The following is a 12021-nucleotide window of genomic DNA, read 5'->3' on the forward strand; positions in this document are numbered from 1 at the left end:
TTTCCCTCCTTTTTGAAAACTTTAATATTCTTCTCTTCCTAATATTTCAATCTTCTTAACTCCGTCAACCTTTTCAATTTCTTGAATCAGCTCTTTTACAGACTTTGTCATCTCAGATGTTCTAATGGATATTGTAACAGTTGCAACTCCACCCAAGGGAATGTTTTGGTTGATTGTAAGTATATTTGCGTTTGTGTCAGAGATAATGTTCAATATTTTGGAAAGAATACCGGGTATGTCTTGAAGAACAAGTGCAAGCGTTATTATTTTTCCTCTTGAACTTTCAAAAAAAGGGAATATACAATCCTTGTATTTATAAAATGCACTTCTTGAAATTCCAACAATTTTCACAGCTTCGTTTACGGCCTTAACCTCACCCTTTTCTAAAAGCTCTTTTGCCTTGATGACTTTTAAAAAAACCTCTGGCAAAACACTCTCCTCAACTATATAGTACGTGGCATCTTTCTTTAGCATTTTTGTTGTTCACCTAATAAAGACAAATGTCTTTATGAAATGGATTTTAGCATACTCGAAGACAAAATTCAAGTATAAAAAAAGATATTTTATTTCATACTAAATGGTAGAAAAGGAATTTTATACGATGGTTAAGCTTTCAGATATCATTACAAAGTATAGTATTCTAATGTTTCTCTTAAGTGGTATTTTAATATTTATGTTTGATATAAGGGAGCTTAAATCGAAGAATTTAAAGAGAGAGATCAAATTAGCAAGAATCACGGCAAGTGTTTTGATTGTAATTGGTATTTTCTTTTATATAGTAAAACTTTTTATCTAAAAGTGGTGATTTAAAAGATGAGATTTTTTGAAATTATAAAAAGAAAAAGACAGAGAGAAAAAGGATATCAGTGCTTGCATGAAAGCAAATTTGTTAAAGCAAAAGATGAGATTTCAAAGAAGATTGATGACAATCTCAACTACCTAAAAGAACTTCTTGTTGACAACGACGATATTGTATACAGGGAATTTTATTGTACAAATGTCAAGTGTGCAACAGTGTTTGTGGACGGTTTTGTTTCAAGAGAGATTATAGACAGAGATGTTATAAAGCATCTTATGATTGAGACAACCCTGATGGATGAAGATATAAATCAGATCAATGCATATGAGAAGATTTCAAACCATATCCTTGCAACTGCTGACATAAAAGAAGTAACGAGTTTTAAAAATGCCATTTTGGATCTTCTTTGTGGAGAGAGGCTTCTTTTTGTGGATGGAAGCGACAAGATTATTCGAATCTCAACCCGAAACTTTCCAAACAAAGGCATCCAACAGCCAATTACTGAAAATGCTGTAAGAGGTCCAAGAGACAGCTTCAATGAAGTTGTAAGGTTTTCAACAGCTGTTATTAGGCGAAGAGAGAGAGATACACGCCTTAGAATAAAAAATATGGAACTTGGAAGACGGTCGCAAACTGATATATATCTTGTGTATATTGACGACATTGTTGATAAAGACGTTTTGAATGAAGTTAAACAAAGGCTTTCTAAAATAGATATTGATGCGATAATTGATGGTGAAATGATAGAACAGCTGATCGAAGATGATGTCTTTTGCTTTTTCCCAACCATCCAGCACACAGAGAGGGTTGACACGGCAGTTGCAGCCATTTATGAAGGAAGAGTTGTGATTTTGTGCGACAATACAAACACTGCTCTCATTGTTCCCGCAACTATTATGACTTCTATTCAGCATGCAGAGGATTATTACGAAAGATGGCATATAGCAACGGTTATACGGATACTGAGGGTTATTGCCGCAACTGTTGCTATGACACTCCAAGGATTTTATATTTCAATTTTATCATTTACACCAAGCATGATTCCACCTGACTTAGGGCTCTTTATTGCTGCAACAAGAGAAGGAGTGCCAATTCCTGTTTTTATTGAAGCACTTTTTTTGGAGTTCATGTTAGAGCTTTTAAGAGAGGCAGGTTTGAGACTTCCCGGACCGATTGGCCAAACAATTGGGATTGTAGGAGGCTTGATTATAGGACAGGCAGCAGTTCAAGCAGGAATTATTTCGCCTATTATGGTCATACTTGTTGCAACAACTGCAATTGCATCGTTTGCAGTGCCGGCTTATAATCTTTCAATATCCTTAAGACTGTTGAAGTTTGTGTATATACTTGTTTGTGCAGCACTGGGTCTTTATGGATTTATACTTTTGAGTCTTATTATATTAGGCAATTTGGTTAAACTCAAAAGCTTTGGTGTACCAATGCTTTCACCATTTGTCTCGTTTGAAATTATGGACTACAAGGATGCAATTGTAAGGCTTCCCACAAGATATCTCTGGGCAAGACCTATTTTTGCAAGCACACAGCAAAAGATAAGGATGATGTATGAGCGAGGTCAACCATCGAGTGTGGCAGGTGAAAATAGATGATAATAAACGACAATGACAAGATATCCAGTTTTCAGTGTTTTGTCCTTTTTGTATCTGTCATGATTGGAATAGGTATTATGTTTATGCCATCAGGAGTTGCAAAATATGCTGATCAGAACGGCTGGATTGTAGTGCTGCTTGGCGGTACAATTTCTTTTTTGGTCTTTTTGCTTCTATTTAGAATTTCAATGTCAAATCCTGATGTCACCTTTATAGAGCTTTTAAATTCTGCTTTTGGTAAAGTACTTGGCGTTGTTTTTTCTTTTATTTATGTTGTCTATTTTATAGTTTTTTCCGCATTTGAAACAAGGCTAATTGCTGAGACAGCAAAAGAGTTTATGTTTAATCTCACACCTACCGAAGTTTTAATAATTACATTTCTTTTGACGTGTGCATATCTTGCAAGATATAGTGTTGAGGTCATAGCAAGAATGTGCGAAATTCTCATGCCAGGAATTGTTGTGATTATAGTTATCTTATCATTTTTTGTATATCAAAGACTTGATTTTTCAAATCTTTTGTCAATTTTGAATATTCCTTTCAAAAAGTTAATTCAAGGTATAGGGAGCACAATATTTAGTTTTTTAGGGTTTGAGGTTTTTCTTTTCTTCCTGCCGTATATAAGAAGAAAGGATAAATTAGTCAGAAGTGCTTTATTTGGTTTTTTAATAACGGTTTTTATTTATGAGGTAATAGTAATATTTTGCACTGCCGATTTTGGTTCAAAAGAGATGCAAACTCTGGTTTGGCCTACTTTAAATCTTTTTAGAGATGTGACAGTTTTAGAGATTGTAATAGAAAGACCCGAAAGCATAGTGGTTGCTCTGTGGATGATAACAACGTATACAACAGAGATTATATTTTTAATGGTGGCAAGCTTAATTTTAGCAAGGATATTCAATACAAAAGAACATAACTTTTTTGTATTTGCCCGGCTTCCGTTTATATACATCCTTTCTTTAATTCCCCATAACATTTTACAAACTCAAAAATATATGGATTATTTCAGCTACTTTTTTGCAACCTTTGTTGTGTTGATATTGCCACTTATAACCTATGTTGTGCTTGTCTTAAAAAAGAAGGTGAAGAAGACATGAAAAGCTTGGAAATATCAGGTTTAGTACTGATGCTTTTTATAATAACATTCACTTTCACAGGGTGCTGGGACAGGATTAAGATAGAAGACAGGAGATACATTTTAGCGCTTGGCGTTGATAAATATGATCTGAGTGATTTAAATAAATATGAGAACAAAAAGTACATTGACCTTGAAAAAAAGACCGAAAAGTTTCCACCAGACCAGAAAAAGCCAGAGATCAAAACAAACCGGAAAGGCATTGACCCAAAGACAAAAAGAAAGGTCAAACCTCCTTTACCAACAAAAGAAAATCTGTATAAATACTCTGTTACTGTGCTTTTTCCAAATCTCAGAATGATGAACAAAGACTCAAAAGCTGATGAGCAGATGAGGTTTTTGTTTGTAAGGCCAACAAATAGTGTGCTTGGTATAAGAAATTACCTTGAAAGAGATATAAACAAAAGACTTTATTATGGGTATCTTAAGGTTGTTGTCTTAGGAAGAGGCTTGGTAGATAATCCAGAACTTGTTAAAGAGGTTTTGGACACGCTGTATAGAGACAAAGACATTCCTCAAAATACCTTTTTATATGTTTCAGAGACAACTGCAAGAGACACTTTAAACACAATGCCTCTTGTCCAGCCTGTGACAGGAATTCACCTTTTTGAGATTTCAAAAAACGCAACGGTCTATGGAAGGATTATAGACACACCTTTAAGCAATGTTATAAACAGCTTTATAAACTCCAAATGTGCAGTTATCTCAAGAGTAGAACCAGGCGTTGAGACGCTGAGAGTAGCTGGTGCGGCAGTTTTTAAGAACTACAGGTTTGTTGGGTGGCTTAATGAAAAGTAGCTAATTATCTACAAACTTTTGATGGGTAAGGTAAAACATACGTTGATTGATGATTTGAAGTACAAGTCCACCTATGTTCCATTTATCACCACAGAGGACTAGACTAAAAAGAAGTTAGAAAGCAAAGATGGTAGAATAAAGGTCATATACAATATCCGAATTGAAGGTGAGGTAAACCAATTTGTATTTCAAAGTGGTTATAAAGTTTTAGATGACCCTATGAGAAGCTATATACAAAAAGGACTAAATGGTATTATAAAACAGAAAGCAGCTGAACTTGTGAACCTTCTTAAATTTAAATACAATGCTGATATCTTAGGTATTGGTGACTTAATATCAAAAAGAAGGCCAAAAGATTGGGAAAGGCTTAAGAAAAACTGGAATGATGAGTTTAAAAAGATTGATATAGTAGTTGTGCCTGATGTGAGAGTTAGGAGAAGCGGCACCATTTATTAAGGACAGACATGTATAAAACTTTTCTTTTGTGGCAATGCTAAAAGAAAGAAAAGTTAAATTGAGGAGAGAAAATATGACGCTAAGTAAAAGAAAATTCAAGGATATCTCTTTGCAGCTGTGTTTGCCCTACTATGTTTTATTTCTTCTATTGGTACTTGAGCTATAAAGAACTTGGTATCCTTCGAAATGATTTGGCAGACAAAGTTGTAAGGATTCATATTCTTGCAAATAGCAACTCAAAAGAAGACCAAGATTTAAAGATATATGTGAAAGACAAGCTAATTTTTTATCTTTCAAGCAGAATTGATTATTCAAAAGGCAAGACATATGTATTAAAACAAATTTCTCTTCAAACCCCCCAAATAGAAAAATATTTACAGCAGCAGATAAATCAAAGAGGATATAACTATAATGTAAAAGTAGCCATACAAAGAAATTTATTTCCAAACAGAATCTATGACGGCTTTCTGTTTCCTTCTGGTGTTTATGATGCTGTTAAGGTGTTCATTGGTGAGGGAAGTGGAAGTAACTGGTGGTGCGTAATATTCCCGCCGCTTTGTATTGTTGATGAGGCAAAGTTAGAACTTCCAGAAAAGGCAAAAAAGGAGCTTAAAGAAATCACTTACAAAAAAAGAGTATATAATTGCCACGAGCTACAGCAGCGTTGATAAGATGCCTGTAAAACTGAAACTCAAAGTATATGAAATACTAAAGACAAAGTTTTACAAAGAAGCATGGTTCAAAAGAGTATTTAAGAGCATATAGAAAAGCCCTTTTATTTCCCTTTGTGGAGTAAAAGGGCTTTTTTATTTTTTTGAAAGATTTGATATGTAGGTATTCAAAAACTATTATTTTTTTTGATATACTAAATATCGTGAACACAAATTTTAATAAAAGAAACAGGAGGATATGGGATGAATCTGAAAGAAAAATTCAGACACGTTTTGAATTTTCCAAAAGAGGGTATAGATTTTATTGATATAACAACAGTTTTGCAGGACAAGGATGCATTCAAATACGCAATTGATTCTCTAGTAGATTTGGTAAAAGACCTTGACTTTGACCTAATTGTTGGACCTGAGTCAAGAGGCTTTATCTTTGGTGCACCAGTTGCGTATGTCTTGAACAAAGGTCTTGTACTGGTCAGAAAAAAGGGCAAACTTCCTTATAAAACCGTATCTGTTGAATATGAACTTGAGTACGGCAAGGATATTCTTGAGATGCACATTGACGCAATACAGCCCGGGCAAAAGGTAGTCATTATAGATGACCTTTTAGCAACAGGTGGTACAACACTTTCGAATATAAAGCTTGTTGAGAAACTTGGTGGCAAGGTTGTGGGTATTGCATATCTTGTTGAACTTACCTATTTGAATGGAAGACAAAACTTAAAAGGATATGATGTGAGGTCTGTTGTCCAGTTTGAGTCTTCTTTGATTTAAAATCTTTTAAAAATTTAAAAAATGGACCAAAAATAAAAGTGGTCCTTCGAGGTGAAATAGTCTTTGGAGGAGAAATTTGAACAGCTGATAAAAAAGGTGAAGAAGTACGCAACAGAGGAAGATATCAATTTAATCAAAAAGGCCTATGAATTTGCAAAAAAACATCATGACGGGCAGGAAAGAAGTTCTGGTGAACCATATATAGTACATCCCTTAGAAGTTGCGCTGATTTTAGCTGACCTTGAGCTTGATATTGCATCGATTGTGGCAGGGCTGTTGCACGATGTTGTGGAGGATACCTCTGCGTCACTACAACAAATCGAACAAGAGTTCGGTAGCGAAATTGCATCTTTGGTTGATGGGGTTACAAAACTTGGCAAGCTTGAGTTTACAAGCAAGCTTGAGCAGCAGGCAGAAAACTATCGTAAGATGCTCATTGCAATGGCAAAAGATATAAGAGTGATTTTGATAAAGCTTGCTGACAGGCTGCACAATATGAGAACTTTGAAGTACTTGCCTCCTGAAAAGCAGCGTCAAAAAGCGCAAGAGACAATTGACATCTATGCACCGCTTGCCCACAGACTTGGAATTTCGAAAATAAAATGGGAACTTGAGGACTTATCTCTTCGCTATCTTGACCCAGAAGGGTATTATGACCTTGTTGAAAAGATAGCAAAAAAAAGAGTTGAAAGAGAGGAGTATATCCAGAGGATAATTAATCTTATATCTGAAAAACTTAAAGAAGCAAACATTGAAGTTGGCCAGATAGATGGAAGACCAAAACACTTTTACAGCATATACAGAAAGATGAAGCAACAGGGAAAAACATTAGAAGAGATTTACGACTTGTTTGCTATAAGAATTATTGTAAACTCTGTAAAAGATTGCTATGGAGTTCTTGGCATAATCCATACATTGTTTAAGCCAATGCCAGGCCGTTTTAAAGATTATATTGCAATGCCAAAACCTAATATGTATCAGTCACTTCACACAACAGTAATAGGACCTGAAGGAGAGCCGTTTGAGGTTCAGATTAGAACCTTTGACATGCACAGAACAGCAGAATATGGAATTGCTGCACACTGGAAGTATAAAGAGGGAAGGATAAAGTCTACTGATGAGGATGAGAAATTTGCATGGCTCAGGGAACTTTTAGAGTGGCAAAAAGAGCTAAAAGATGCAAAAGAGTTCATGGAGTCTTTAAAAATCAACCTCTTTTCTGATGAAGTATTTGTGTTTACACCAAAAGGCGATGTTATAAGCCTGCCACAGGGTTCAACTCCCATTGACTTTGCATATGCAATACACAGCGAAATAGGCAACAAGATGGCAGGAGCTAAAGTCAATGGCAAGCTTGTGCCAATTGACTATGAGCTCAAAAATGGTGATATTGTTGAGATTATAACATCACCCAATGTCCACGGTCCTTCTCAGGACTGGCTAAAGATTGTTAAAAGCCCTCAGGCAAAGAGCAAAATCAATGCGTGGTTCAAAAGGGAAAGAAAAGAAGAGAATATCCAAAAAGGGAAGGACATCTTAGAAAAAGAAATCAAGAAGATGAATCTTCCAATGCAATATGCCTTTAAGGAAGACGTCTTGCAAGCAGTTTCACAGCGCTACGGATACAGAACACCTGAAGACATGTTTGCAGCACTTGGCTATGGTGGAATTACAGTTGGCAAGATTGCCCTAAGGATCAAAGAAGAGATAAAAAAATACATTAAAGAAGACGAGAACAAGGAAGTTCAGATAGAAAAACCAAAGCCCACAAAAGCGTCTTCTAACAACGGTATTTTAGTAAAAGGTGTTGAAAATGTGCTTGTGAGATTTGCAAAGTGCTGCAATCCTGTACCTGGTGATGAGGTAATAGGGTATATCACAAGAGGAAGAGGCGTTTCAATCCACAGGCGTGACTGTCCTAATGTTGAACAGTACTTAAAAGAGCCTGAGAGGATAGTGGAAGCTGAGTGGAATGTTACAAAAGATGCAAAGTTTGATGCACAAATTAACATTTTAGCAAATGATAGAACGGGCATTTTGATGGATATAACAAACCTGCTTGGTGAGAACAAGATTTCAGTAAAGGCAATTCAAGGAAGAACAACACGCGACAGGATTGCAAATATCAATTTGACTGTTGAGATAAGCTCAACAGAACAGCTTGAAAAGATAATAAGAAAACTTCGAAAAATTGACAGCGTATTTGACGTTCAGCGTGTAAAAGGAGGCTAAAGCATTTTGAGAGCAGTTGTACAAAGGGTAAAGAGAGCATCTGTTGTTGTTGATGGCGAGATTGTTGGGAAAATTGACAGAGGACTTTGTGTATTGGTTGGTGTAGCGAACGATGATACAGAAGAAGATGCAAATTATCTTTGTGAAAAGATTGTAAATCTTAGGATATTTGAAGATGAAGCATCTAAGTTTAATCTATCCTTGAAAGATGTAAATGGAGAAATTTTGGTTGTTTCAAACTTTACAGTTATGGGTGATGCAAGAAAGGGAAGACGACCAAATTTCATGTTTGCGGCAGACAAAGAAAAAGCAGAAAGGCTTTATAACTATTTTGTGAACAGGCTAAAAACACTGGTGGGCAGAGTTGAGTGTGGAATTTTTCAGGCTCATATGGAAGTTGAGATTGTAAATGACGGTCCTGTTACAATTCTTCTTGACAGCAAAAAAGTCTTCTGAAGGTTTTGTTTTATAAAAGTAGAGGGGGGAAAGAGTTTAAATGTTTTTTAAATGTATTGAAGTTGGGGATATTTTGACAAACTGCTATATATTTGGTGAGAAAGAGGTTGTGATAATTGACCCGGGAGATGATGCAACAAGGATTGAAAGTGTAGTTGTTGAAAATAATCTTGTGCCGTCTGCAATACTTCTTACTCACGGCCATTTTGACCACATCTTAGGCTGTCATTATCTAAAACAAAGGTTTAAGATTCCAATCTACGCACATGAAGATGAAATGGTGATATTACAGAATCCGAATTATAATCTTTCATATATGGTGGGGAATGAGGTAATAATAAATTGTGATAAGTATTTCAAAGATGGTGATATACTTGAATTTGGAAACCTGAGGTTGAAAGTTATCCACACACCTGGACACACACCCGGTTCGAGCTGTTTTTTGTATGAAAATAATATCCTTTTTTCAGGAGACACACTTTTTAAAGATTCTTTTGGAAGGTGCGACCTTCCACTAGGAAATGAAGGACAAATTTTTGAGTCTATAAAAAATAAACTCTTAATTTTACCAAAGAATGTAAAAGTATATCCGGGTCATGGAATTCCTACTACAATAGATGAAGAGTTGAAAAATTTTCAAGAGAAATAATAGGCCAACTTATAGCTGATAAAGAAAGCTATAAGTTTTTTATTTTATGTTTTTAAAAGACATAATTTTAAAAAGGGGTAACTCAAAGTTGAAGATTACATACTATTCAAATAGCCAAAAATTCTTATATGATTTTCAACATATAATACGAGCATTTTATCCGAATGCAGAAATAAACTTTGGAAGTGGTGGGGATATTCATTTTAAGGCGCAGTTTGAAGGCTTTAATGTTACTATAAAAGCACAAGAGCCTGGTAAAGAACTTGCAGCAAGAAACTTTTTGCTCACAGAAGATGAACATGAATCAAAGAGAATATTTGGGAAAAATCTTTATGACATTTTAAAAGCTTTAACTAATAAAGAACTTCCGTGGGGTATTTTAACGGGGATAAGACCAACTAAAATTGCATATCCACTTGTAAAAGCTAATATGCCAGTTGAAGAAGCTTCTAAGTATTTGCAAAGAGAATACTATATATCTAAAAAGAAAAGCCTTCTTCTTCTTGAGGTTGCTAAAAATGAAATTGAGGTTTTAAAGAGGGTTGACTCTTTTGCTGCGTGTTTGTACATTGGAATACCCATCTGTCCAACTAAATGTTTGTATTGTTCATTTTCTTGTCATGAACTCAACAAAAAGATAGAGTCACTTTTAGACCTATACACTCAAGCGCTTTTGACAGAGCTTGAGAGGACATATAAACTGATTGAGAAAAATGAAAATAAGATAGTTGCTATCTACTTTGGCGGAGGAAGCCCGGCTGTTTTAGGTGTTGGGAATGTAAAGAGGATTTTTGAAAGTTTACTTGCCAATTTGAATAAAGAAGATATTCGTGAGATTACATTTGAGGCGGGAAGACCAGACACTATAAACGAGAGTCTTTTAGAACTTTTAGCACTTTACAAAAAGGATTTTAATATGAGGCTTTGTATAAATCCTCAGACATCAAATGACAGAACACTTCAAATAATAGGTAGAAATCACTCATTTGAGGATATTAAAAGGGCATTTGAGCTTGCAAGAGAATATGGGTTTGAGAACATAAACAGCGACGTGATTTTAGGTCTTCCGAACGAAAAGGAAGAGGACTTTCAAAAGACAATTTATGATGTGCTAAGTCTAAACCCTGCTTCAATTACCGTTCATACGCTCTCAATAAAGAGAGCTAGTGTTTTGAGGTTCAAGTGGCAGGACTATTGGTTCATGGACGAAGGCACAGTGAACAATCTTCTTGATTGGACAAAATCCATCTTGAGCGAAGAAGGATATATTCCTTATTATATGTACAGACAAAAGAACATGATAGGCAATTTTGAAAATGTTGGATATTCAAAAAGAGGTTTTGAAGGGCTTTACAATGTCATGATAATGCAAGAAAAGCACAACATATATGCTTGCGGTGCAAAAGCTGTTTCGAAATTCATATTTGAAAATGACAGGATTGAAAGAGTATTCAATCCTGCTGATATACAACTTTACATCTCGCGAATTTTAAATATTTAAAAAGTCTTTGGGGAGGGCAAGTTTTTTTGCGTTACCAACAACTTCTTGAAAGTTGCACAATTTGTCCTCGGGAGTGCAGGGTAAACAGACTCAAAGGTGAGATGGGGTTTTGTAAAATTGCAAATGGGATTAAGCTCTCAGATGCGTTTTTGCATTTTGGAGAAGAACCATGTATTTCAGGCAAAAACGGTTCTGGCACTGTGTTTTTCTCAGGGTGTAATATGGGCTGTGTGTTTTGCCAAAACTATGAGATTAGCCAAAAAAGGTTTGGCATGTATATAGACGTTGAAAAGCTTGCAATGATATTTTTAAACCTTCAGGCAAAGGGTGCTCACAATATAAATCTTGTCACACCCACAATCTATGTTCCTTATATAATTGATGCGCTTGAAATTGCAAAAAGAAAAGGGCTCAATATTCCTGTTGTTTACAACACATCAGCCTATGAAAAACCAGAGACGATAGAGCTTTTAAGAGGGTATGTGGATATTTTTTTGCCTGACCTAAAACATTTTGATGATTGGATAGCAATAAAATATTCAAATGCTCCTTTGTACTTTGAATATGCCACAAAGTCAATCTTAAAGATGTATGAACTTGTTGGAGATGTAAAGATAGAAAATGGTATAATGAAAAAAGGTATCATAATTCGCCACTTAGTTCTACCGATGCACACGGACGATTCAATAAAGGTGCTTAGCTGGATAAGAGATAACCTGAAAGGGAAAGTACTTTTAAGTCTTATGAGCCAATATTATCCGGCTTACAGAGCGGGGGAATACAAAGAGATTTCAAGAAGGCTTACAAAAAGAGAGTATCAAAAGGTTGTTGACTTTGTTTTAGAAAACGGCCTTGATTACGGGTATATTCAAAGCTAAGAATTAAGCATTCTTCACGTTTGATTTGCAGAGTATTATTAAATACAAAAGAAAGGATGGCAACAAAA

General features: G+C 35.3%; 12 protein-coding genes and 1 pseudogene. 12 read left to right on the forward strand and 1 reads right to left on the reverse strand.

The genetic code is table 11. From position 1 onward, the window contains the following. Positions 1-21: 21 nt before the first annotated feature. Complete coding sequence (locus tag OTJ99_RS03805; RefSeq protein WP_045165163.1) at positions 22-474, reverse strand: ACT domain-containing protein; 453 nt, start codon at positions 472-474, stop codon at positions 22-24. A 127-nt stretch (positions 475-601) separates the two neighbouring features. Between OTJ99_RS03805 and OTJ99_RS12460 the strand changes: the two genes are divergently transcribed. From OTJ99_RS12460 to OTJ99_RS03860, 12 genes and pseudogenes are all read left to right on the forward strand, one after another. Further along, positions 602-796 carry a CLC_0170 family protein gene (locus OTJ99_RS12460; protein ID WP_045165162.1) on the forward strand — a complete coding sequence of 65 codons (195 nt, stop codon included), beginning with the start codon at positions 602-604 and terminating at the stop codon, positions 794-796. A 17-nt stretch (positions 797-813) separates the two neighbouring features. Continuing rightward, positions 814-2406, forward strand: a complete 1593-nt coding sequence (locus OTJ99_RS03810) for a spore germination protein (RefSeq protein WP_052671475.1) — start codon at positions 814-816, stop codon at positions 2404-2406. Further along, entirely contained in the window at positions 2403-3503 is a 1101-nt protein-coding gene (locus OTJ99_RS03815; RefSeq protein WP_045165161.1) for a GerAB/ArcD/ProY family transporter, read from the forward strand. Before OTJ99_RS03810 ends, OTJ99_RS03815 begins: the two co-directional genes overlap by 4 nt. Continuing rightward, a complete protein-coding gene (locus OTJ99_RS03820) occupies positions 3500-4339 on the forward strand; it encodes a Ger(x)C family spore germination protein (protein WP_235374641.1) in 840 nt (279 codons plus the stop codon). Before OTJ99_RS03815 ends, OTJ99_RS03820 begins: the two co-directional genes overlap by 4 nt. A 117-nt stretch (positions 4340-4456) precedes the next feature. Continuing rightward, a pseudogene (locus OTJ99_RS03825) lies at positions 4457-4795 on the forward strand (Ger(x)C family spore germination C-terminal domain-containing protein); the annotation flags it as partial. Between the two features lie 131 nt (positions 4796-4926). After that, entirely contained in the window at positions 4927-5463 is a 537-nt protein-coding gene (locus OTJ99_RS03830) for a stage II sporulation protein R (RefSeq protein ID WP_235374640.1), read from the forward strand. Positions 5464-5709: 246 nt separating this feature from the next. Then, positions 5710-6237: an adenine phosphoribosyltransferase gene (locus OTJ99_RS03835; protein WP_045165160.1), complete on the forward strand. Its 528-nt coding sequence runs from the start codon at positions 5710-5712 to the stop codon at positions 6235-6237. Between the two features lie 63 nt (positions 6238-6300). Next, positions 6301-8469 carry a RelA/SpoT family protein gene (locus OTJ99_RS03840; protein ID WP_045165159.1) on the forward strand — a complete coding sequence of 723 codons (2169 nt, stop codon included), beginning with the start codon at positions 6301-6303 and terminating at the stop codon, positions 8467-8469. Between the two features lie 6 nt (positions 8470-8475). Continuing rightward, the gene (gene dtd, locus OTJ99_RS03845; protein ID WP_045165158.1) at positions 8476-8925 is read left to right on the forward strand and encodes a D-aminoacyl-tRNA deacylase; all 450 of its coding nucleotides are present in this window, start codon (positions 8476-8478) and stop codon (positions 8923-8925) included. A 40-nt stretch (positions 8926-8965) separates the two neighbouring features. Then, a complete protein-coding gene (locus OTJ99_RS03850) occupies positions 8966-9574 on the forward strand; it encodes an MBL fold metallo-hydrolase (RefSeq protein ID WP_045165157.1) in 609 nt (202 codons plus the stop codon). A gap of 46 nt (positions 9575-9620) precedes the next feature. Further along, a complete protein-coding gene (locus tag OTJ99_RS03855; protein ID WP_083943515.1) occupies positions 9621-11075 on the forward strand; it encodes a coproporphyrinogen III oxidase in 1455 nt (484 codons plus the stop codon). 26 nt (positions 11076-11101) lie between these two features. Further along, positions 11102-11953, forward strand: a complete 852-nt coding sequence (locus OTJ99_RS03860; RefSeq protein WP_045165155.1) for a radical SAM protein — start codon at positions 11102-11104, stop codon at positions 11951-11953. Positions 11954-12021: the final 68 nt, after the last annotated feature.

This window comes from Caldicellulosiruptor naganoensis, assembly GCF_026914285.1.
In the GTDB taxonomy this organism is placed as follows: Bacteria; Bacillota; Thermoanaerobacteria; order Caldicellulosiruptorales; family Caldicellulosiruptoraceae; genus Caldicellulosiruptor; species Caldicellulosiruptor naganoensis.

Excerpts from the sequence above, each read along its gene's own strand:
- OTJ99_RS03805 (WP_045165163.1), bottom strand. The coding sequence starts at position 474 with ATGCTAAAGAAAGATGCCACGTACTATATAGTTGAGGAGAGTGTTTTG.
- OTJ99_RS12460 (WP_045165162.1), top strand. The coding sequence starts at position 602 with ATGGTTAAGCTTTCAGATATCATTACAAAGTATAGTATTCTAATGTTT.
- OTJ99_RS03810 (WP_052671475.1), top strand. The coding sequence starts at position 814 with ATGAGATTTTTTGAAATTATAAAAAGAAAAAGACAGAGAGAAAAAGGA.
- OTJ99_RS03815 (WP_045165161.1), top strand. The coding sequence starts at position 2,403 with ATGATAATAAACGACAATGACAAGATATCCAGTTTTCAGTGTTTTGTC.
- OTJ99_RS03820 (WP_235374641.1), top strand. The coding sequence starts at position 3,500 with ATGAAAAGCTTGGAAATATCAGGTTTAGTACTGATGCTTTTTATAATA.
- OTJ99_RS03830 (WP_235374640.1), top strand. The coding sequence starts at position 4,927 with ATGTTTTATTTCTTCTATTGGTACTTGAGCTATAAAGAACTTGGTATC.
- OTJ99_RS03835 (WP_045165160.1), top strand. The coding sequence starts at position 5,710 with ATGAATCTGAAAGAAAAATTCAGACACGTTTTGAATTTTCCAAAAGAG.
- OTJ99_RS03850 (WP_045165157.1), top strand. The coding sequence starts at position 8,966 with ATGTTTTTTAAATGTATTGAAGTTGGGGATATTTTGACAAACTGCTAT.
- OTJ99_RS03855 (WP_083943515.1), top strand. The coding sequence starts at position 9,621 with ATGTTTTTAAAAGACATAATTTTAAAAAGGGGTAACTCAAAGTTGAAG.